The organism is Sinobacterium norvegicum (assembly GCF_923077115.1).
Lineage (GTDB): Bacteria > Pseudomonadota > Gammaproteobacteria > Pseudomonadales > Sinobacteriaceae > Sinobacterium > Sinobacterium norvegicum.
On sequence record NZ_CAKLPX010000003.1, the window covers coordinates 1 to 20892 of the forward strand.

Below are 20892 nucleotides of genomic sequence, written 5' to 3' on the forward strand. Positions count from 1 at the left end.
CAGTAGTGAAACGATTCCTCGCCGATGGTAGTGTGGGGTTTCCCCATGTGAGAGTAGGTCATCGTCAGGCTTTTATTCTAAGACCCCGTAAGCTAACGCTTACGGGGTTTTTTTATGGCTGGGGTTTTTATATGTCGCATCACAATAGGTGATAGATACAATGAGCCAACCATTAAACGTTAGTACGAAAGCGAGGCTTTTGTTAGACTGAATGACAAAATAAATCTGTTGTTGTATCGGGTGATTCTTGGATAAAAATCGTGATATCGAGGTTTTGCGAGCAGTGGCAATAGGGGCAACAATCTTGGCTCATGTGATTATGCTCCTGCCTAATCCCTCGTCATTACTAATGCGTATAAACTCTACGTTTAACTTCACTGTAGGGGTTGACCTATTTTTTGTTGTTTCGGGCTTTGTTATTACAAGGAGTTTGCTTACAAGGGTTTATGCCAGGGGAAATAGATCAAGTAAAAAAGTACTGGCAGATTTCTGGCTAAAACGAGCATATAGATTGTTGCCCGCGGCATGGTTTTGGTTGGTACTGATCTCTATCTACGTCTACTTTATGGGGTACCCATTTGGGCCAGAGCGGAACTTTGTTAACACGCTGCAGCCAATAGTTGCTTCTATGATGAATGTTATGAACTTATACTCGTCGTATTGTATTGAAGATACAAGCAGCTCTGGATGTTTTAGCTTTTTCTATTTGAACAGCCACTATTGGAGCTTGTCGCTTGAGGAGCAGTTTTACTTCATTTATCCTTTGCTGTTTTTATTTCTACCCAGAAGAGTATTGTTAGCAAGTGCTATTATTATCATAATCGGTCTTTTCTTTGTTAAAAGGCCCTTTTTGTCGTATGGCTGGCACTTTAGAGTTGACGGCTTATGTTGGGGCGTGCTTATAGGCCTTTTCTCTATTAGCAAAAAATATTCAACGCTTTCAATTTTTATCCATAATAATAAGTTTTTAATTAGGCTCTTATCATACGGACTATTATTATCATTGTTCTGGTGGACTTCGGTAATACTGAGTCCAGCTGCAACAGCTGAAATATATGGCTTAAGTATGGTGGCAGCAATATCTGCCCTTATCGTATTCTTAGCTACATTCGATATAGGCATGTTTGGTAGATGGGCAAAAAATAGTCGTATTCTGAGTTATTTTGGTTCTAGATCGTATTCGATTTACCTTTCGCATATGATTGTTTTTATACTTTTTAAAGCTACATGGGGTGTTGGTTTTCCTCATTTAGATGGACGAATGGAGAACTTAGTAGTTTTAGTGCTTGGGTTGATAGGCGTGCTTATATGTAGTGAGTTTACCTTTCAGCATGTTGAGAAAAGGTTTCGTCGCTAGCGGTAACTGAGTTGATATTAGCCCACTCGAGTGATTATATTCTAGATAATTTACAAGCCTACGAAGTCTCACTTGTTGGGGCTACCTGTTGTTTACAAATCTTTGCATTATGATGACGGCTTAAACAGTAGCGATATTAAAATGAGTTCAAAATGAAGTTCTTACTCTATACAAAAGTTAATGAAAGAAATGTCAAACATAGTCTAGGTATGCCGGAATATAGCTACTATTTTGTCTACAAAGAGTTCAAAGACGTATTTTCTGAATTTGGTGAGATTGTAACAGTACATTCAAAAGAAGAAATTGCAACAAATTATGAATTATCAACAGCTAACGGTGTTGATTGCGTGGTCGTTTTCTTTTGTCCTCCACATGTTGCACCTGATGTCTACCCGTTGAAGGCATTCTGTGTACTCGCGTGGGAGTTTGATACTATCCCGAATGAAAGCTGGGATGGGGATAAGCGAAATGATTGGCGGTATGTGCTGGATCGCCATATAGGTTTGATCTGCCTATCGTCGCACACTCGCGAAGTTGTTAGGAAGGAAATGGGGGCAGATTATCATGTGAGTGATATCGCGGTGCCTGTTTGGGATAGTTATGCTGCTGAACTGCCGGAAAATAGCGTTTTGGCTACAGAGCGAAGCCTGAAATTGGATGTCGAGGGAAATGTTATTGATAGCCATGCCTACGCTATTACAGAAGAAAAATTTGAAATTGATTGTGGGACATTAAATTTTAAACTGGAGCCGTGGAGCGGAAAACCATTACAGTTTGTTTTTGATCATGAACATACCGACAGCGCTTTCTTGGGTGGCTTTTACCATGCGGAGGGCTGGGGGACATGGTCAAGGATGGAAACACCTTGGCTTTTTTTGCAGGCAAAGATAAGTGGTGATATTGAGGTCAGTTTTCGCGCAAGAGGCTTTGGTGCTTCTGTCGGTAAGGAAATTTCACTTAACATAGGTGGTGTTGTAGAGGGCTTTACTCTATCAGCAGAAAGCACAGAATATCACTTAGATTTTAACGATGTGCCCCCCAGCAATATTATCCGTTTTGTCGGTTTGGACTTGACGCCCCCAGGGTATGATTTTGATGCTCGATCGATGGCTATTGGCTTAGAGTCACTCGTTATCCTTGATCGCTCGGGGGACAGGCGGGTTACAGATCAACCCTGCAATCATACGGTTTCTCTCGATGTGAGCGGGCTAATCTATACCACAGTTTTTAACCCCGCCGACGCAAGAAAAAACTGGGAAGATATTGTTAGAGCCTTTTGCTATGTTTTTTCCGAAAATGAAAAAGCAACGCTTATTCTGAAGGTGACACATCAACACTTGTCTTCGATGATGGGGCGGTTGCATTTTTTACTCCAGCAAATTGGTAATGTTCGATGCCGGGTTATAGCAGTACATGGATTTCTGCAGGACAATAGTTTCAGAAAATTGATTGAAAATACCAGTTACTATGTTAACGCCTCGTCCGCGGAAGGGCTTTGTTTACCCCTCTTGGAATTTATGGCTTCGGGTGTACCTGCCATAGCTCCGGAGCATACTGCCATGGCCGATTATATAGATGAAAAGTCCTCGTTCGTCGTGGCCTCGTCAAAAGAGCCATCTATATGGCCGCATGATCCAAGGCTGCTAAAGAGAGCAACAAGTTATAGGGTGAATTGGGAGTCACTGGTAGAGCAGTTCGAAAATAGTTACTCTTGTGCAACAACCGATCGCTCAAGATACGAAAGAAAATGTTTGGCATCACAGGAAAATGTAAAAAAATATACAGCGTCTTCTCTTATTAAGGCGAAGCTAGAGATCTTTTTGAAACAGGTGAAATTATTGTGATAAAAGGATATTTCGTTGACTTAGGCGTGTATAGACTGGAGCTTTATCTATGATTTTTATCGTTTATGCTGAGTCGAGTCGAGGGTCTATTGCGTCATCGCTTGGGCTGACGGATTACAGCTATTTCTTTGTTATGCAACAGTTTAAACCAATGCTAGAGCGTATAGGACCAGTTCTTCTGGTCGACAAGGTTCATCCAGAGGTCGATTCTATCTATCGCTGGGCGTCTCGCATGGGTGAGAGTTGTGTTTTTTTAAGTTTTACTCCTCCACATAAGACAGTTAATAACTTGCTTTGCCCTACAATTCCTGTGTTTGCGTGGGAGTACAGTACGATTCCAAATGAAATGTGGGGTGGTGATGAGAAAAACAACTGGGCTGCTGAGCTTCTTAAATATGGCATCTCGATCACGCATTCTGAGCATACATGTAGGGCCGTTAGGTCTGCGGTTGGGGGTGATTATCCTATCAAAAGTATACCTGCGCCACTTTGGGATGAGTTTCGTCAATATTCCAATAAAGAGTCATCCTCTTTTTTGATTCAACCGCTCACGATTACTTTTGATGGCTGGATGGTAGATAGTGCCAATTTAGAAGAAGATATGAGGGGGGCAGGGCAGCCGAAAAGCATTAACTCACTTAGCTTATCTGGTGTGGTTTACACATCTGTATTTAACCCAAACGATGCTCGTAAGAATTGGCAGGATTTACTGGATGCATTTTGTTGGGCGCATAGAGGTGAGTCGGGCGCGACACTAGTGTTAAAGCTCACCCATGCAGACCCTGATTTTTGCTTTCGGGAGGTAGCAGGTGAGTTGCCGAAACTCATGCCCTTTGCATGTCGTGTTGTTCTTATACAAGGTTATTTATCTGATTCAGATTACGCAGGATTAATTTCTGCGACAACTTATGTTGTCAATTCTGCTTATGGAGAGGGGCAATGCTTACCGTTAATGGAGTTTATGTCTGCGGGTAAGCCTGCCGTCGCTCCGGACCACAGTGGCATGGAGGACTACATTAATCACGAAAATAGTTTTGTTATTAAGTCGAGCAATGAATGGATCCATTGGCCACACGACCCAAGGCTCTTGTTAAGAGCTTTTCGACGTAGGATCGATTGGGAGAGCCTAGTGGCAAGCTATCATGCAAGTTATATAGAAGCAGTAACTGACTCAAAGGCCTATGCAAGGCGCTCGGAAAAAGCTACTGAAGATTTGCGTTCGCATTGTTCTCTCCGGGTCGCTGAGGCTCAAATGAGAATAGTTGTTGCTGATTGTGAACGTATTAATGCACACGCATACAGCCGCGTTAGACAGCGATTATTAAAGCCATTATATAGCATGTGTTGGCAGCTGGTTTCCGCTTTGGGCTTGCGTAGAAAGGTCAGTGTCTCCTTGCTTTTGGCTTTTAAGGCTCTTTTTAAAATTCGTGGCCACAATAGTATTCAAAAATCATAATAGAGTGTATTTAGGTGAAACAATGAAAAAGTTATTGGTTCGTATAGGTCTATGGTTAGTGTCTCGCTTTCAAGAAACTGCTTCTTCAGCGGCGACTACAGAGCCGGTTCAATCGACAGAGCCGGATTTTCCCCCTATTTTTCAAGATACCTTATTAAGCGGTTGGTTTAATAGTGATAATGATGAGCTATTTAAAGGTTTCCCTATATCGGAAGACGATGTTGTTCTAGATGTAGGCTGTGGTGATAGCCCATTTTTGGAATTTTGTGCTGAGCGTGGTGCAGATATCATGTTTGCAGACATAGACGCAGATAATGTTGCCGTCACAGAAAGAAAATTAACTGGCACGAATGCAAAGAGTCTTACGCCAATAGTCAGCGACGCAAACCCTTTACCCCTCGATGATTGTATTGCCAGTAAAGTTATTGCGATGGAAGTTATGGAACATGTTGATGATCCTCAAGCATTTTTAGCCGAATTGGTGAGAGTTGGGAAGTCAGGAGCTCAATATTTATTGACTGTGCCAGATCCTGTTGCAGAGCATCTACAGGCAGAGGGCTTGGCACCGCAGTCTTATTTCGAAAAGCCAAACCATGTGCGTATCATCGAACGAGACGAATTTATCAATATGGTCGAGGCATCGGGTTTAGTGATAGAAAAAGTAGAGAGCTACGGATTTTATTGGTCGATGTGGTGGGTCTTTTTTTGGGGTTGTAAGCAAGAGTTAGGCAGTGAGCCGCCTCATCCGCTGCTTGCAAACTGGACTAAGACATGGGAACACTTGTTATCACTAGAGGATGGTGAAAAGATAAAGTCTATTTTAGACGGCTTTATGCCAAAGAGTCAGGCTATTGTCGCAAGAAAGCCGTAGTAATCATACTCGCCTAAGACGGCTGGCCATGACTATTTTAATGTTGAAGCAGAGACCTCTAGTCAGTATTTTCTTTGAATGCAGAGTAGGGTATACAGTTATCTGCTTTCTAAATGGTAAAAGAGTAAGACATGAAAGTTAATGCACAAATTCAATCGTTGATTTCATACCGGGGCTTTATCAGGGGTAGTGTACGCAGGGAGTTTGATGCGAAATACCGTAACGGCTCATTATTGGGAATACTGTGGAGTATATTAACACCGCTATCAACAATTGTTATATATGTTGTGATTTTTACGAGTCTCATGCAGGCGCGGTTAGAAGGTGTTGACAACAGTTTTGCATACGGCATTTACATTTGTTCCGGTGTATTAACCTGGGGAGTTTTCGCCGAGGTTATCAATCGCTGCCGAACTATGTTTATTGATAATGCAAATATGTTAAAGAAACTGAGCTTTCCACGTTTGTGTTTACCTATTATTATTGTTTCAAGCAGTTTGCTTAACTTTTGTATTGTGATGTTTCTATTTTTCATTTTTCTGATGCTATCAGGTTTGTGGCCTAATTTTAGTTTGTTTGCCTTGCTGCCACTATTAATGCTGCAATTGCTGCTGGCGGTTTCCCTCGGCGTGATTTTAGGGGTTCTAAATGTTTTTTTTAGGGATGTAGGGCAGCTTAGCGGAATTTTAATGCAGTTTTGGTTTTGGTTCACACCTATCGTTTACCCAATTTCTATTCTTCCCGACGTGGTTAAGCAGTTTATCTTGCTTAACCCGATGACGCATATTATAGCGGGATATCAGGATATATTCGTTTTCAATCGTTGGCCAAGCCTGGATACACTGATTATGCCGTTATTGGTCGCTATCGGACTTTTTGTAATCGCGCTGATGCTTTTTAAGCGGCGGGGTGGTGAAATGGTGGATGAACTCTAATGGGCTCAATTACAGTAAAGAATTTAGGAAAAGCTTATAAGCGCTACGCCACGCCATGGTCTCGCTTGCGGGAGTGGTTATTTTTCTGGGCGCCTCCTAGACATCAAGCAAGCTGGGTGCTTAGGGGGGTAAGCTTTGAAATAGGAGCAGGCGAAGCGATTGGTATTGCAGGCGTTAACGGGGCAGGTAAGAGCACGCTTTTAAAACTGATAACAGGAACCACTGTTGCTTCAGAGGGTAGTGTTGAGGTTGAGGGGCGAGTCGCTGCATTATTAGAGCTAGGAATGGGTTTTCACCCGGACTTTACTGGTCGGCAAAATGCCTTTATGGCAGGTCAACTACTTGGCCTGTCAATGCAGGAAATAGCAAAGTTAATGCCGCATATTGAGGAGTTTGCAGAAATAGGTCGATATATTGACGACCCAGTAAGAACCTATTCAAGCGGTATGCAAGTCAGGTTAGCATTTAGTGTGGCAACAGCGTTAAGACCAGATATTTTGATTGTGGACGAGGCTTTATCTGTCGGCGATGCATACTTCCAGCATAAAAGCTTTGCAAGAATTAGGGAGTTTAGGGAAGCAGGAACCACATTGCTGATTGTGAGTCATGATAGGACTGCTATTCAGTCTATTTGTGATCGAGCCATCCTACTGCATAACGGTGGTGTTGAGAAATCAGGATTTCCTGAGGAGGTAATGGACTATTACCACGCGCTTATGTCTGAAAGGGAAGGGGAGCTGATTAAACAGAAAATTTTACAGGATGGGAGCGTACAAACGACCTCAGGTAGCGGTGAGGTCAGCCTTCAATCGATAGAATTACTGGATCAGTCGGGCATTGCTAAGTCGTTAATTGAAGTTTGTGAACCTGTCAATCTAAAGTTAAAAATCATCATAAATGAGACTGTCAGTTCATTAGTAGTTGGATTTATGATCAAGGATAGTCTGGGGCAGACCGTATACGGCATTAATACGGGTCGACTAGATAAACTTGAAAAAGATCTTCAGGCTGGCGAGGAACTTGATGTTTCATTTTTATTCGATGGGAATTTTGGTATGGGTAATTACTCAATATCAATCGCATTGACTCGCTCGGATTCTCATCTTGATAAAACATTTGAATGGCGTGATCGAGCAATGGTTTTTTCTGTAGTTAATACTAATAAAGAACAGTTTGTTGGGCTGGCTTGGATGGATGTTGAGGCGAGTATTCGACGTCTACAGCACAATGTTGAAAGAATAGGTGTCAGAGATGAGTAAGGTACGATTACTAATTGAGTGCACATATGTATTTGAAAACCCGAAAATGAAGTCTGGAATCCAGCGAGTTGTCCGTAACGTTATTAATAACTTGAATGAAATTGAAAGTTACGATTACGAACTGATACCCGTGGCTTTTAAGGGTGCTGAACTTTATCAAGTTGTTAATCTTGATGTCAGCTCTACAGACAGCCTTGTCAAAAAACTCCAAAGCTTTCTTACCAAGGTTAGGCATCGTTATTGGCACTACTTTGGTGTTTTATCAGAGCATATTCCATTTTCGCAATCACTGGTCTCTCGACGATTATTGTATCTTGTGATGAGAGCTGTAGGTTTGTCCTTTTCATTACCTTTAAAACTCGTGAATTACATATCTGAAAATCATCTTGAACCCAAGCGTGCACTGCCTTTATACCCCGCAAAAGGAGATGTTTTAGTATTACTTGATTCATCTTGGCACGGAGATTTCTTTCCACATATTGAGGCGTTAAAAAAACAGGGGGTTTCATTGGTGTCAGTGATATATGATTTGATTCCGCTGACCCACCCTCAATTTTGTGATGAGCACCTTGTTGACGTATTTGAGAACTGGTTTAGCTGGATTGCGAATAAAGCGGATGGCTATATGTGCATCTCTAATACGATTAAAGAGCAGGTGCAGTTAAGTATCGCTGAGAGGTTAAGCCAGAGGCAGGTTGAGCAACGTTGGTTTTCGAGTTTTTATTTGGGATCAGATCTTGATGAGGTCGTGGGAGACGGCGAGGTTCGTAATAGCCTTAAATCTATCTTCGTAAGAAGTGCGTCAGTTTACAGCACGGTAAGTACGATTGAACCTAGGAAAAATCACGCTTACCAATTGGATGCTTTTGAACTTCTATGGCAGCAAGGTGTTGATGTTAGGTTGTGTATTGTTGGGAAAGTAGGCTGGAAGTGTAAGCATCTAATAGACAGAATTAGAAATCACCCTGAATATAATACCCGTCTTTTTATGTTTAACGATTTGACTGATGACGAGTTGTTGTATACATATAATGAATCAAAATCTCTCGTATTCACTTCATATGTAGAGGGCTTTGGATTGCCGTTGGTTGAGGCTTCTCAGAGAAATTTACGGGTTATATGCAGCGACATTCCTGTGTTCAAAGAAGTTGGCGGCAATAACTTTTCGTACTGTGATCTGTATAGTCCTAGCAGCCTTGCCAGAATAATATGTGACTATGAAAGCTCAGGTGTGTTTCCTGCAGAAGGGGTTATGGATGGGAAATGGCTGTCTTGGCGGCAGTCAACACAGCAATTTGTCTCGCATCTAATCTCAAAGTTAAAGGAGACCCAATAATATGGGCCGAGTACCGACACAGCTAATGCCCCTACCTAGGCAAGATTTCGTGTCTTTGAATACTTGTGCCATTTATTGTGGAGGTATAGGCGTGCTCTTATGCTGAATAGACTTGGCTATCCTGGCACCTTTCTTTCTAAAAGGTGTTTCAATCAGTCGATAGTTAAGCTCGCTGCAGACAACGAGTAAGATGATGGCTGTCAGTCCATATTTTAGAAGATAACTATGATCGAAATTTGTACCTGCAGGTTCTAATCGAAACCATATTTCTCTTGTTGCTGCATACACAGGAACGTGGGAGAGGTATAAAGCATAAGAGCGCGAGCCAATCCAGAGCAATAGCTTGTTTATCGGGCCGATGATAGAAAAGTAATTTTGGTCATAAGAGGCTATTAAGACTAGCGTTGCTGAGATAATCGCCACCACACTTATTCTGTGGTGAATCATATTGAGGCTTTCAGAGCCGACTACTGCGAGCGCCAATATTAGAAAAGACAAAAATACAGCCTTGGCACTATTTTTTTCAAGAAATGTAGGGGCGAATAAAGGGTAAGTCTTGCTAGGTTTCCACATGGCGATCAAAACACCCAATAGTAGTGCGTCTGTTCTTAGGAGGTTGCTAAAAAGATCGCCTCTAGTTGATAGGAGCTGAATAAATATAATTATTGATAGCACTATTGGTAGCCATCTTTTCGTCAGAATAGCGAGTAAAGGTAGGAAGAAGTAAAACTGTTCCTCCAGAGATAGGCTCCAGTATGGCGATGTTACCCCTAAATCATGTCTGCCATAAGAAAATGCTACGTGTAAATTTGCAACATTAAGCATGGCGGTGATAGCACCTTCAAAGTTTGCACGGAATGAGTGGAAGGCCCCGGAAGAATTAAATATAATAGAGGCTAGCAGAATAATGGCTAACCAGAGCCATGCAGAGGGTGTCAGCCTCCAAAAACGTCTTACCCAAAATGAGATGCTGGTGTTAAGCTTAGTGTTAATCCCATCAGAATTTGCTAGTTGCGGCAGTAAGCTTGTTGCTATGACAAACCCTGAAATTGCAAAAAACAAGTCAACCCCCGCCCAACCGCCGAGGTAGGTGTAAACTCTTTCAGTAAAAGGAGCTTGCCACGTGACTAGTGAGTGTTGAGTATGCTCAATGAGTACGAGAATGATGGCAATTGCTCGCAGGACTTCTATATCATTAATTCTTCTTTTCATAGTACCAAGTTCTATTCTTTTATCGTTATAGTAACACACTCAAAATTCACTGAGCTACCTATGATTTTTCTTTGTAGATGCAGTATTGGCGATCAAATAAACGAGGTCACTATTGTCCAGCGTTGTTTACTGCTTTGTTGTATAAGTAGGCTTGTTTCGCTCGGTTTTAATCGTGACGGTTATGAGCGTTAATTGCGGAGGTCGTAAGCCATAATATTGGTTAATAGCATACGAGCAGTTTCTCGTTGTAAATAATCTGATACTATGTGTTTAAAGTGCTCTTCCTCGAACAATGTTTATAACGAGAATTTTAATGCAATACGGTCTTTTAGAGGGTTTTCTCGCTTCGGTTGAAAAAAACCCTAACCAAACTGCTATATCGGCTGCGTCCGGTGATTATAGTTATGATGAACTGTATATCCGTAGCAGCTCTGTCGCAAAAGAACTGAGTAAAGCATTAGCAAATGACCAGGTGTTAACGCCAGTGCTCGCGGAAAAGGGGGTTGATGCGTATTCCGGTATATTGGGCGTGCTAATGAGTGGCAGTGCTTATGTCCCTTTGAATTTGGCCTTCCCTATATCTAGGATTGCATCAATCATCAATCAAACGAACAGTTCAACCGTAGTTGTTGACCGCTCTGGATTTGAATTGCTATCTACCGCCCCTGAGCTTTACCCCAGTGTTAATAAAATTATCGTGATAGGCTCTACTTCTAATATTCAAGTTCCTGAGAACTTTGACATTGAGGTAATACTAGGCTGCTCATCTTGCAAACATTTTGATGTGCCAAATATCCCTGAGGATTCCTTAGCCTATGTGTTATATACCTCAGGCAGTACTGGAGTACCCAAGGGAGTAAAGGTAACCCACGGTAGTATTTCTAGATATATCGATTATATGTTTGATCGCTACCAGCTAACGCCCTATGATCGGGTTGCTCAAATGACTGAGCTAACATTTGACCTATCTGTTTTTGATCAATTTATCACGTGGAAGTCCGGCGCAACCTTATGTGTACCTGCGAAGAAGGATATGTTGTTTCCCGCCGCATTTTTGGTGGAGAAGAAGGTTACAGTTACTTTATTAGTGCCTTCCATGGTCGTTTTGATGCGAAAGCTAAGGCAGCTGAGTTTAAATGTGTTTGAAGATATTCGTATCAGTCTGTTCTGCGGTGAGGCATTACCGCAGGACTTAGTGTTGACGTGGAGCGGAACTGTTCCGAATGCTCGTATTGAGAATATATACGGCCCTACAGAGTTGACAGTGACCTGCTTAATACACCCTTGGAATGCCTCAGACCCGGTGTCAGATAACGCTATAGTTCCTATAGGGACCCCCCATAGAGGTGTTACCGCGCTCATAGTTGATGAAAACGGTGATGAACTCGCAGCGGGGGAGAAAGGCGAGCTTGTGATCAGCGGTTATGCGACTGATAAATTTGGTTATTGGCGTGATGAGGAAAAAACAAATAACGCCCTCTGCCGTGTTAATGGCAGGGACGAAAAGTTTTATCGCACTGGTGATGTGGCAATAAAATCCACCGATGGTGTGCTTCGTTGGCTGGCTCGGATGGATCAGCAGATTAAGTATCATGGGCATAGAATAGAGCTAGGTGATATCGAGGCTTCCATTCGCAATAATATTAGCTGTAATCAGGTTGTTGTAATCCCATGGCCAATTAAAGAGGGGTTTGTGGAGGGGTTGGTTGCGTTTGTTGACGTCAGTGATGACTCGAGTGAGGATGAAATAGCAACGGTATTGCAAGCAAACCTACCTAAATATATGCTGCCTAAAGATATACGTTTAGTTAGTGAGTTCCCGCTAAATACAAATGGTAAAGTGGATAGATTAATGTTGAAAAACTCGTTGGGAGAATAGATGTAATGGTTATAGAAGCTTCAGATATAAGAACTTATATTGCACAGTCTGGTGTTGATAACTCCTCTATAGAGGTGGACACAGCGCTGTTTTCGTCTGGCTTGTTGGATTCTTTTTTAATGGTTGAGCTAATCCTGTTTATCGAGCAAAAAGCAGGGATCAGTATTGATGCAAGTGATATAACATTGGAGAACTTAGATTCTATCTCTGCAATAATTTCATTTTGCGAAAAGTCAAAATAATACAGGTTAAATGTTGATGGGAGTCTCAGGGGTAGTATTGTTAGGGAGTCCACGTTCGGGCACAACATTGTTGCGTAGAATTCTGGGTGCACATTCTGATATAGCCAGCCCAGGAGAAACGGGATTGCTGCGAGGGGCCGCTAATTTTCTCTCTTCAGAAACAACCGGCGTAGGCGTTGAACTGGGTGCTAAGGCAGGGTTGGCGCATATGGGAGTTTCTGAAGAGGTGACTTACAAGCGGCTGAGAGACTTTGTTTTTTCGTTTATGGATGAGTATGCGGAGAAAGAGGGTAAGCCGATATGGCTAGAAAAAGATGCATTCAATGGCTTTCATGTCGATGATATCCAGAAAATATGCGGAGATGAAATTAAGTATATCTGCATCGTCCGGCACGGACTTGATGTTGCTCTTAGTGTTGAGGAGTTTTGCCAAAAGAGCGGGTCCCATGTATTAAACTTCCACGACTATATAAAAAAGCATCAGCAGCCTCTGTTGGCTTATACGCATGCATGGGTTGATATTAATCAATCTATCATGCGCTTATGTGCTGAGAGACCTGCTCAAACCTTGCTTGTACGCTACGAAGACCTTGTTGACAAACCATCTGAGACGGTTGATTCAATACTAGAGTATTTATCTGTTGAGTCCTCGCCTGATCTCGTTGAACATGCACTAAATACGAAAGGAGCCATTGGCTTGAGTGACTGGAAGGCGTTCAGTAAAAACTCAATTGATAGAGGGAGTATTGATCGTTGGAAATCGTGTCACCCCTATGCATTATCGCAGATGGCAAAAGTAGCGAATGCTACGTTAACAAAATTTGGTTATAAAGAGGTCGTTTCTGCCTGGGACGATTCACCGCAGCTAGCTCAGCGCCGTTATGAGTTGGCATTAGCGCTGAACTCAGCGAAGAGTAAGTTGTAAATTCAAAGCCCTAAGAGCTTTGCTGCTAGGCTCAAGGCTGGTGCTACCCCCATGCCATTGGTGCCAGCGAAGACCCCGCCAAAACTCACGTAGGCCAGTGTTACGGGAATACCTAGGTAGGCCAGTGGGCCAGGAAGCTGGCTCGGCCATCCACGCTGACGCTTAAATTTATTCCAGGTTAAAACGGTCGCAACACCCGCCCCGTGGAAAAGCCCCCAAAGAATGTAGTTTATATTGACAGCATGCCATAGTCCCATGGTTAGGAACGTAAATAGAATTGCATAATACGGGTTTCTGGTCCTGGCTATGATGGGCATATAAACATAACGCTGGCAGAATGCAGCGAGAGACATATGCCATCGTTTCCAAAATTCTGACATATTTTTCGCCAGTATAGGCCAGTTGAAATTCTCAACAATCTTAACGCCAAAGAGTCGACTGCCGCCGATTGCGATATCAGAGTAGGCGGCGAATTCGAGGTAGAAGTAGACAAAAAGTAATATAAAGAAAACCCAGGCTTCCGCGGTGCTAATTGTGCTTAAGTTTTCTAGCGTGCTAGTGACAGTCGCGCCATTCATTAAGTACTGCCTAACTATGAGGTCTGCAAAGACAAACTTTTTTATCAGTCCGTGAAATATACGCGTCAAACCTTCCACTACAAAAATTGAGTGGTAAGTATCACTTTTCTGTTTGCGGAAATGTTCAAGCTGCTCGATTGGGCCAGCGGTGAAGATGGGAAATAATAGTAGCCATGAATAATACTCCGCATAAGACAGTTCGCTAAAATGACCGCGATTGCGCTCCACGCAATAATGAATCAACCTGAAAACGTAATAACTAATGCCTATAGGTACCGCTAAGTTGGCAAACATGCTCTCGTTAAAGATATTTTCCAAGATAACCGGTAACGCTTTAAAGGCCGCCAACCATATTGTCAACCCGATAACTATCCAGCGAATTGGGATTAAAACTCGGCTGTTGGCCCCCTGATAATCGAGTAATGTTTTTAGCGCTCCGCTGGCGAGTATTAAACTAAGCCCCGAAACAGTGTCCAAGTAACAAATATAGGCTGCAGATAGCGTCGATAAAAACCATGTTCGTTTATTTAGAGGTATGAGCCAATATACGCAGGCACCTAAAAATAGAGCTAACCAAAATTCAAAAGTATTAATCATCTGAGTTTTTTAAAATCCTTGATAGCGGAAAATTTCGGTGTTGGCGGAAAGGTTGGTCAATTCGAATATAGCTATCGCAAGTAACGCACCTAGTACGACCCCTTGAAGTATTGCGCCAATATAAAAAACGTATGATCTTTTTTTGGTTATAACTTTTGTGTTACTGTCGTTCATGGAGTAAGTCGCCTAATGCTTTGGAAAGGGCTTCGGTGTAGCGCTGTTTACCTGAGTCTTTTGCTATATGGACCCAGTCTAAAAAATTCGATGTATCTAGATCGGCAGTTGGTGCTACTTGAATAAATTTGCTATCAGTTCTGTTGGCAATGCTAAGCTGCCTTACCCTTATTTCACTTAATATTTCATCGACCTCTTGCTGGCTCATATTACGGGCCATGGATTCGGCGTCAATAGGAGTGTCGATAGTTATAACCTCTATGCCTGTAGCCTGCATTCGCTTGATTGATCGGACTAATATTTCTTCTGCTTCGTCGACATTGTTATGGAGCTTTTTGATTCGAGTTAGGCCCGTGTAGGCGGCCAGGTTTCTTACTTCGACGGGTCCAAGGTATCTTTTTTTGGGAGGGACGGCGATGTAGTCGGGGTCGCCCCATGTTTTTGCTAATTCACTCCACTCAGCATCTGATATTTTTGTATGGTACCAACCATTTAGTTTTATGGGGGGGGTGTAGTATTGCCTAATGAGGGAGCGTTTACGCTTAGCAATGTATGCTAAGTTGTCAAAAGCTGTGAAATATAATGAAGGAGCATGTTTCACGGATTCGGCATCTAGAATATCGTGCCAAATTGATGTATTCGTGTAGAGAATACGTTTAGTTAGCGCGGACTTAGTTAGCGCAGATGCACCTTTCTGAAGCTGGACCATGTTGACAGGGAGGAGCAATATCTTTTCCCTTTTAGGGCTGATATGTCTGGCTGCGGACTCTATTTCCCATATTGTTTGCCCGGCCGAGAAAAAACCGACTACTTCATAATCAAGTCCTTGATTATGCAGTATATTGCTAATTTCTGATGGACTTGTTATAGCTGATGCAGCAGAAGAAGAGGCACCATAAATAATCAATGGCTTGTCGCCGGGTAAATCGCTTAATAGCGCTAGGCGTCTACTTGATTGGCCGATAATATCGTAATGTGCAGACTGGATGTGTCGACCACCAGCTTTAATATTGCTAATGCTGTAGAGGTTGATTAGCCAGCCCCATGATAAGCAGCACGTTAGAATAGCGAATATTAAAGACGTCTTGCTGGCGGTAGTCAGCCCACATAGGAAGGCCGCATTCTTTAGAGGTTTTATAATTATGTCCATCATCAAATAAAAAAGCTGAATATTACACTAGAACTACGATATTGTAATCGCTTAAATAGTGCGGTTGAGAATCTATCTGGCTGCTTGAATTTAGGAGGAGTGCATGAAAAAGCTACAGAAGACTCTACTTTTTAAGGCTTACTATTTCAGTGATAAGGTTTTTTGATAAGAATAATTATCCCCCCAACCACTTATCCAACCCCTTGCTAATAGACTTCTGCAGTTTATCCAGCGCATCATCTTTCACCTTGTCCTCAGCCTGATTGTTAACATTCTTCAGTAGCTTGTTAAAGACAGCGCCACTAAGTTGTTGTGCTGTTAGGCCTTTTTGAGCCGATCCCATGTTGGTTAGTGAAATGTCAGCGATGACCAGATCACTGTTGCCGAAATCCTCTGAAATAATGCTGACAAGGGTGTTTGTTAGGGTGATACGACGGATGGCGTACTTGGCTTCCGATGATTGCTCTGTCGGTACTAATGCAGTGGTCTGATCAGGCAGGTCTATGCTGTCGCGTGGCTGTTGTTTGTTATTTATAACATTTTGACGTAGGTCGGTGATGTTGGTTTGCAGCCCTTCAAGTTGCTCAACAGTAAACTTGGCCCCGTAAATGGTAATGTTATCAATGATCCGCACATCGCTGGCCAGGGATTTTATATTGAGTTGAACGCTGATATCGGCGATAGTCAGAGCGTATTCACTGTTATAGTCCTGTGGGTTGCGAATGTGAAACTGTTCGATCTGACCTCTGCCATCATGGAGGCTAACATTGACACTTTTTAAACTGACCTCTGTATCTAAGGCTTCGCTGAGTTGGTTTTCGATCTGCGCCTTGATGAGGGCGTTTTTGTCACTCATGCTAATGGTTAGGTAGATGGCTAGAAGCGCAATCGCAATGATGGCTAAAATAGCGGTATATTTTTTAGTGCTCATAATAACGATTACGCTTTCAATGAGTTAACAATCGGTTTATTGGCGGCTGGCCTTAACAACAGCATTGCCTTCGGCGTCTTTCAGAACCAAACCACCGTCTTCGATGCCGTAGCCCGAAACGTTGGGCAGTGTTTGCAGCAGCTTGGTTTCTTGTAAGTTGGCTGCATCATCACACAGTTTGCGCGTGCCGGCGATAGGGCCGAAGGAGAGGCCCATTTTCTCTAGGTCGAAGCCGCCGGTAAAGTTGTTGCAGCTGGAGTTGCCGTGAATTTTGCCATCCTCACCGAATTCTATAAAGGCTTTGCTGTCAGCATTGACGGCCTCGTTGTTGATGCTTTCGATGTCCCATTTGCCGACGAGGCTGTCAGTGCCCATCAGGCTGTCGATTTGTGAGCAGGCGGCGGTGCTGGCGATAACGGCAGCAAGAATCAGCTTTTTCATAATGGTATCCTTATGTTATGAGTAGTAAATGCTTTGGCAGCGTTTTATAGCATGGCACTGTGATGAGTAGAAGTCGATACTCCGACAGTTGATAGTAGGTTCTCTTTCGGCGCGCAGTTGTTGGCATCATGCGACCCATCGTACCGACGTATTGGCAAGAATAGACGCACTCAGGCCGGTAATTTCGTCGAAAAAAATACCCACTTGTATCTCGCGGCGGACTATCGACGGCCTTCGAGCAGTCAGTCGGTTGGTTGTTGTCATTTTGCGGCGCTCAGTGACATGTTTTTCTCCTTGTTTTAAATAGCATAAAGCCACTCGTTGCGGCTTGCAATGGTTGCTAGATAAGGGGGTTAGCGATACTATTGCGGCATTCTGGACTAAGATTAACAACCGGACAGCAAGCCAGCTAATGGGCGCTGTTTGATTCCTTGGTCAACTAATTTTGAACGCTGCTATTTCTTGGATACCAGTGTGTTGGAGAGAGTCATGAGTAAAGACCAGCTAATCATTTTTGATACCACGTTACGTGATGGAGAGCAGAGCCCGGGCGCGTCGATGACGCGTGATGAAAAGGTGCATATCGCCAAGATGCTGGAAAAGATGCGTGTCGATGTAATCGAGGCTGGATTTGCCATTGCCAGCCCGGGCGATTTCGCCGCCGTTAAGGCGGTGGCCGAGGCGGTTAAGGACTCAACGATTTGTAGCCTGGCTCGTGCTAATGATGCAGATATAGATGCCGCCGGTGAGGCTATTGCGCCAGCTAATTCTGGTCGCATTCATACCTTTATAGCCACTTCACCGATTCATATGAAGTATAAACTTCGGATGGAGCCGGATGCCGTGGTTGAGCGTGCTGTCGACGCCATCAAGCGTGCCTCACGTTATACCGATAATATTGAGTTCTCCTGCGAGGATGCCAGCCGCACCGAGTTTGACTTCATGTGTCGAATTATCGAGCGAGTCATTGATGCTGGCGCAACCACGATTAATATTCCCGATACTGTCGGATACGGTGAGCCAAACCAGTATGGCGATACCATGGGGCGTTTGATCGCGAATATACCAAACTCAGATAAGGCGATTTTCTCTGTCCATTGTCATAATGACTTAGGTTTGGCAGTGGCGAACTCACTCTCTGCAGTCATGCAGGGTGCTCGTCAGGTCGAATGTACCATCAATGGCTTAGGTGAGCGCGCTGGTAATGCCTCATTGGAAGAGCTGGTGATGGCGATAAAGACCCGCCACGATCTCTTTAATGTGCAAACCAATATCGATACAACCCAAATCGTTCCGACTTCACGTTTGGTGTCATCGATTACTGGCTTCCCGGTTCAACCTAACAAGGCGATCGTGGGGGCTAACGCCTTTGCACACGAATCCGGTATTCATCAGGACGGTGTGCTCAAACACCGCGAGACCTATGAGATCATGAGTGCGGAATCTGTCGGCTGGAATACCAATCGACTGGTTTTGGGCAAGCACTCGGGCCGCGCCGCCTTTAAGGCTCGCCTTGAAGAGCTCGGTTACGGTTTTGAGGAGCAGGCTGATATCAACGAAGTATTCGCCCGCTTTAAGCAGTTAGCCGACAAAAAGCACGAGATCTTCGATGAAGATTTACACGCGCTGATGAACGAAAATATCGATACAGAGGTCATCAACGCCTACCAGTTAGTTTATTTAGATGCCAGCAGTAAAACCGGCGAAAAGCCTACCGCCAAGTTGGTGATTAATGACTTTGAAGGCGTAGAAAAAAGCAGCGAGGCTGAAGGCAGCGGTACCGTTGATGCTGCTTTCAAGGCCATTGAGGCTGTTGTTAACAGTGGTTGTGAGTTAACCTTGTATACGGTTAACGCCGTTACCGAGGGCACTGACTCTATCGGTGGCGTCACCGTGCGACTGGAGAAGAATGGGCATATCGTCAACGGTCAGGGGGCAAACACCGATATTATTGTCGCCTCGGCTGAGGCCTATTTGGATGCATTAAACCTAATGAAGTCAGGCTTGCTGAAAGCACACCCACAACACCAGGGCGTATAATACAGTATGAACGAATTGGCGCGGGTACACTATTTAGAGGCAATGGGTGTCAGCAGTTATGCTCCACGCTTTATCTTGCCCGCCGCCAAAGCCTCAATCGTCTGCGAAATACCGGTACCGATTCAGCCGCAGAGTGAGCCACTCAGTGCTACAGTCGCGACTGATGTTCAGCTGCCGTCGCCTGTTGGCGACGAGCAGGCCAAAGCCTCGTCCGAGGCACATCGTTTAGTGAGTGTTGCCGAGCCGTTAGCGGCTGTTATCAATGCTGACGCGCAGACAACTAAGCAGGCCTATGCGGCCTTTGCGCTGATGTTTGTTGTTGCCAATAATGGCATGACAGTCGTCGCTGATATTCCCCGAGGTCGTCAAGGTCGGCTGTGGTTCGACAACGGCCGCCAATTTATCGCCGAGGTCTTAATGGCAATTGATGGCGGCAGTGAGGTCACCTTTAGCGATGCTTTTAATTGGCCGCTCAATCGCCAATTACAAGGCGGTGAAGCCGAGGTCAGCCAGGCGCTGACGGGTATTTTTAATCGTATCGGTGTGACGGCAAAGCAGCCGATTATCGCCCTCGGCAAGCAGGCCCGTTATTTTGTGCCTAAACTGATGGCAGAACAATCAGCCACTATCTGTTATGGGCACGCCCTGCCCAGTTTGTTTGCCAATGCCAGCCACAAGGCTCAGCTGTGGAAAAACCTGCAGCCGCTGCGCAATAGACACACGGCTTAATGATCAATATTGATGTCATGGGTGAGCCATGTATTAGGCCGATGGTGGCGGCGGATCTTTCGATTTTGGCTGCCATTGAGAAGCATGCAACGCCCACGCCATGGTCGTTGAAGAATTTCTCTGACAGTCTGCAGGGGCATGACTGTTGCAGGGTGCTGGTATTGGCTGAGCAGGTGATAGGCAATATTGTCTATAGCCAGGTGTTGGATGAGGTCAGCTTGCTTAATATCACCATCAGCCCGGCCTTTCAGGGGCGGGGTTATGGCAGGCTCTTATTGCAAAACATGTTGGCGCAAGTCGCGGCCAATGATGCGAGTCAATGTTTTCTGGAGGTCAGAGCCTCTAATATAGCCGCTATCCATTTGTATCAAGCATGCCAGTTTGCAGAAATCGGCCGAAGAAAAAACTACTATCAACTACAAGGTCAGCGTGAGGATGCGCTGGTTATGAAACGGGAGCTTTAACCAATGTCAGCTGAATTATACGAAACTAAGTGGTGGTCGCTCGACATCCCAGAAGAGTGGGCCGTCGACTTAGAGGAAGACGTAACTGTCATTACTGACGAGGACGGGGTCAGTGAGATTGGTATTTCTACACTGATCAAAAGCGGTGGCGAGACTGACGATGATGATGTTGCAGAGTTCAGTGGTGATTTGATTGAACGTGGCATCGAAGGTGTCGACAGCAAGTGTGGTGAATATCACGCCACCGTCTTCGAATATATCGAAGATGATCTCTTCTGTCGCGACTGGTTTATTTGCTGCGGCCCTATTTTAATGTTGGTTAGCTATGCCTGTGATGAATCGAATAAAGGCATGGATGATGCGGCGATTAATGAGATTCTGTCGTCGCTGACACTCTACCCTGAAGCTGCGACAGAAGACGACGAAGACTGACTGATGGCGCGGTGCGCTGTGCCGCGTAGCCCTGTTCCTA

The 20892-nt window shown here is 44.1% G+C and carries 19 protein-coding genes; 14 read left to right on the forward strand and 5 right to left on the reverse strand.

Annotated features, from left to right (window positions below):
• Nucleotides 1–247 precede the first annotated feature (247 nt).
• From L9P87_RS11880 to L9P87_RS11910, 7 genes are all read left to right on the forward strand, one after another.
• The gene (locus L9P87_RS11880; protein ID WP_237444968.1) at nucleotides 248–1357 is read left to right on the forward strand and encodes an acyltransferase family protein; all 1110 of its coding nucleotides are present in this window, start codon (nucleotides 248–250) and stop codon (nucleotides 1355–1357) included.
• 152 nt (nucleotides 1358–1509) lie between these two features.
• Nucleotides 1510–3201 (forward strand): glycosyltransferase family 4 protein, encoded by a 1692-nt coding sequence (locus L9P87_RS11885; protein WP_237444969.1) that lies wholly within the window; start codon nucleotides 1510–1512, stop codon nucleotides 3199–3201.
• Between the two features lie 49 nt (nucleotides 3202–3250).
• A complete protein-coding gene (locus L9P87_RS11890; protein ID WP_237444970.1) occupies nucleotides 3251–4657 on the forward strand; it encodes a glycosyltransferase in 1407 nt (468 codons plus the stop codon).
• 22 nt (nucleotides 4658–4679) lie between these two features.
• Nucleotides 4680–5528, forward strand: a complete 849-nt coding sequence (locus L9P87_RS11895; protein ID WP_237444971.1) for a class I SAM-dependent methyltransferase — start codon at nucleotides 4680–4682, stop codon at nucleotides 5526–5528.
• Nucleotides 5529–5659: 131 nt separating this feature from the next.
• Complete coding sequence (locus L9P87_RS11900) at nucleotides 5660–6463, forward strand: ABC transporter permease (RefSeq protein ID WP_237444972.1); 804 nt, start codon at nucleotides 5660–5662, stop codon at nucleotides 6461–6463.
• Nucleotides 6463–7722, forward strand: coding sequence for an ABC transporter ATP-binding protein (locus L9P87_RS11905; protein WP_237444973.1), 1260 nt, complete (start codon nucleotides 6463–6465; stop codon nucleotides 7720–7722). The genes L9P87_RS11900 and L9P87_RS11905 overlap by 1 nt, the downstream gene beginning before the upstream one ends.
• Nucleotides 7715–9058 carry a glycosyltransferase family 4 protein gene (locus tag L9P87_RS11910; RefSeq protein ID WP_237444974.1) on the forward strand — a complete coding sequence of 448 codons (1344 nt, stop codon included), beginning with the start codon at nucleotides 7715–7717 and terminating at the stop codon, nucleotides 9056–9058. Before L9P87_RS11905 ends, L9P87_RS11910 begins: the two co-directional genes overlap by 8 nt.
• A gap of 72 nt (nucleotides 9059–9130) precedes the next feature.
• On the opposite strand, the gene L9P87_RS11915 is transcribed toward L9P87_RS11910, so the two are convergent.
• Nucleotides 9131–10270 carry an acyltransferase family protein gene (locus L9P87_RS11915; RefSeq protein WP_237444975.1) on the reverse strand — a complete coding sequence of 380 codons (1140 nt, stop codon included), beginning with the start codon at nucleotides 10268–10270 and terminating at the stop codon, nucleotides 9131–9133.
• Between the two features lie 313 nt (nucleotides 10271–10583).
• Here L9P87_RS11915 and L9P87_RS11920 point away from each other — a divergent pair, with 313 nt between their 5' ends.
• From L9P87_RS11920 to L9P87_RS11930, 3 genes are read left to right on the forward strand one after another with little or no spacing between them, the layout of a single operon-like run.
• On the forward strand, nucleotides 10584–12149 hold the full coding sequence (locus L9P87_RS11920) for an AMP-binding protein (protein ID WP_237444976.1): 1566 nt from the start codon (nucleotides 10584–10586) through the stop codon (nucleotides 12147–12149).
• Between the two features lie 5 nt (nucleotides 12150–12154).
• Nucleotides 12155–12391: an acyl carrier protein gene (locus L9P87_RS11925; protein ID WP_237444977.1), complete on the forward strand. Its 237-nt coding sequence runs from the start codon at nucleotides 12155–12157 to the stop codon at nucleotides 12389–12391.
• A 16-nt stretch (nucleotides 12392–12407) separates the two neighbouring features.
• Entirely contained in the window at nucleotides 12408–13316 is a 909-nt protein-coding gene (locus tag L9P87_RS11930) for a sulfotransferase family protein (RefSeq protein ID WP_290368507.1), read from the forward strand.
• Between the two features lie 2 nt (nucleotides 13317–13318).
• Here the strand turns inward: L9P87_RS11930 and L9P87_RS11935 are convergent, their stop codons facing one another.
• The 4 genes from L9P87_RS11935 to L9P87_RS11950 all read right to left on the reverse strand — a co-directional run bounded on the left by L9P87_RS11935 (nucleotide 13319) and on the right by L9P87_RS11950 (nucleotide 17187).
• Nucleotides 13319–14491, reverse strand: a complete 1173-nt coding sequence (locus L9P87_RS11935) for an MBOAT family O-acyltransferase (RefSeq protein ID WP_237444979.1) — start codon at nucleotides 14489–14491, stop codon at nucleotides 13319–13321.
• A gap of 160 nt (nucleotides 14492–14651) precedes the next feature.
• Nucleotides 14652–15818: a hypothetical protein gene (locus L9P87_RS11940; protein WP_237444980.1), complete on the reverse strand. Its 1167-nt coding sequence runs from the start codon at nucleotides 15816–15818 to the stop codon at nucleotides 14652–14654.
• A 172-nt stretch (nucleotides 15819–15990) separates the two neighbouring features.
• Nucleotides 15991–16746 (reverse strand): AsmA family protein, encoded by a 756-nt coding sequence (locus L9P87_RS11945; RefSeq protein ID WP_237444981.1) that lies wholly within the window; start codon nucleotides 16744–16746, stop codon nucleotides 15991–15993.
• Between the two features lie 36 nt (nucleotides 16747–16782).
• Nucleotides 16783–17187, reverse strand: coding sequence for an META domain-containing protein (locus L9P87_RS11950; protein ID WP_237444982.1), 405 nt, complete (start codon nucleotides 17185–17187; stop codon nucleotides 16783–16785).
• A 489-nt stretch (nucleotides 17188–17676) separates the two neighbouring features.
• Between L9P87_RS11950 and L9P87_RS11955 the strand changes: the two genes are divergently transcribed.
• The 4 genes from L9P87_RS11955 to L9P87_RS11970 are packed head-to-tail and all read left to right on the forward strand — an operon-like array spanning nucleotide 17677 to nucleotide 20852.
• Nucleotides 17677–19227 (forward strand): 2-isopropylmalate synthase, encoded by a 1551-nt coding sequence (locus L9P87_RS11955; RefSeq protein ID WP_237444983.1) that lies wholly within the window; start codon nucleotides 17677–17679, stop codon nucleotides 19225–19227.
• Between the two features lie 6 nt (nucleotides 19228–19233).
• Entirely contained in the window at nucleotides 19234–19956 is a 723-nt protein-coding gene (locus tag L9P87_RS11960) for a hypothetical protein (RefSeq protein ID WP_237444984.1), read from the forward strand.
• Nucleotides 19956–20420, forward strand: a complete 465-nt coding sequence (gene rimI / locus L9P87_RS11965; protein ID WP_237444985.1) for a ribosomal protein S18-alanine N-acetyltransferase — start codon at nucleotides 19956–19958, stop codon at nucleotides 20418–20420. Before L9P87_RS11960 ends, rimI begins: the two co-directional genes overlap by 1 nt.
• Nucleotides 20421–20423: 3 nt before the next feature.
• Nucleotides 20424–20852: a hypothetical protein gene (locus L9P87_RS11970; RefSeq protein ID WP_237444986.1), complete on the forward strand. Its 429-nt coding sequence runs from the start codon at nucleotides 20424–20426 to the stop codon at nucleotides 20850–20852.
• Nucleotides 20853–20892: the final 40 nt, after the last annotated feature.

What these genes read in the sequence shown, in the direction of transcription:
- L9P87_RS11905 (WP_237444973.1), top strand. Translation starts at nt 6,463, where the DNA reads ATGGGCTCAATTACAGTAAAGAATTTAGGAAAAGCTTATAAGCGCTAC.
- L9P87_RS11895 (WP_237444971.1), top strand. Translation starts at nt 4,680, where the DNA reads ATGAAAAAGTTATTGGTTCGTATAGGTCTATGGTTAGTGTCTCGCTTT.
- rimI (WP_237444985.1), top strand. Translation starts at nt 19,956, where the DNA reads ATGATCAATATTGATGTCATGGGTGAGCCATGTATTAGGCCGATGGTG.
- L9P87_RS11970 (WP_237444986.1), top strand. Translation starts at nt 20,424, where the DNA reads ATGTCAGCTGAATTATACGAAACTAAGTGGTGGTCGCTCGACATCCCA.
- L9P87_RS11900 (WP_237444972.1), top strand. Translation starts at nt 5,660, where the DNA reads ATGAAAGTTAATGCACAAATTCAATCGTTGATTTCATACCGGGGCTTT.
- L9P87_RS11945 (WP_237444981.1), bottom strand. Translation starts at nt 16,746, where the DNA reads ATGAGCACTAAAAAATATACCGCTATTTTAGCCATCATTGCGATTGCG.
- L9P87_RS11950 (WP_237444982.1), bottom strand. Translation starts at nt 17,187, where the DNA reads ATGAAAAAGCTGATTCTTGCTGCCGTTATCGCCAGCACCGCCGCCTGC.
- L9P87_RS11940 (WP_237444980.1), bottom strand. Translation starts at nt 15,818, where the DNA reads ATGATGGACATAATTATAAAACCTCTAAAGAATGCGGCCTTCCTATGT.
- L9P87_RS11920 (WP_237444976.1), top strand. Translation starts at nt 10,584, where the DNA reads ATGCAATACGGTCTTTTAGAGGGTTTTCTCGCTTCGGTTGAAAAAAAC.
- L9P87_RS11935 (WP_237444979.1), bottom strand. Translation starts at nt 14,491, where the DNA reads ATGATTAATACTTTTGAATTTTGGTTAGCTCTATTTTTAGGTGCCTGC.
- L9P87_RS11925 (WP_237444977.1), top strand. Translation starts at nt 12,155, where the DNA reads ATGGTTATAGAAGCTTCAGATATAAGAACTTATATTGCACAGTCTGGT.
- L9P87_RS11955 (WP_237444983.1), top strand. Translation starts at nt 17,677, where the DNA reads ATGAGTAAAGACCAGCTAATCATTTTTGATACCACGTTACGTGATGGA.
- L9P87_RS11910 (WP_237444974.1), top strand. Translation starts at nt 7,715, where the DNA reads ATGAGTAAGGTACGATTACTAATTGAGTGCACATATGTATTTGAAAAC.
- L9P87_RS11890 (WP_237444970.1), top strand. Translation starts at nt 3,251, where the DNA reads ATGATTTTTATCGTTTATGCTGAGTCGAGTCGAGGGTCTATTGCGTCA.
- L9P87_RS11930 (WP_290368507.1), top strand. Translation starts at nt 12,408, where the DNA reads ATGGGAGTCTCAGGGGTAGTATTGTTAGGGAGTCCACGTTCGGGCACA.
- L9P87_RS11960 (WP_237444984.1), top strand. Translation starts at nt 19,234, where the DNA reads ATGAACGAATTGGCGCGGGTACACTATTTAGAGGCAATGGGTGTCAGC.
- L9P87_RS11915 (WP_237444975.1), bottom strand. Translation starts at nt 10,270, where the DNA reads ATGAAAAGAAGAATTAATGATATAGAAGTCCTGCGAGCAATTGCCATC.
- L9P87_RS11885 (WP_237444969.1), top strand. Translation starts at nt 1,510, where the DNA reads ATGAAGTTCTTACTCTATACAAAAGTTAATGAAAGAAATGTCAAACAT.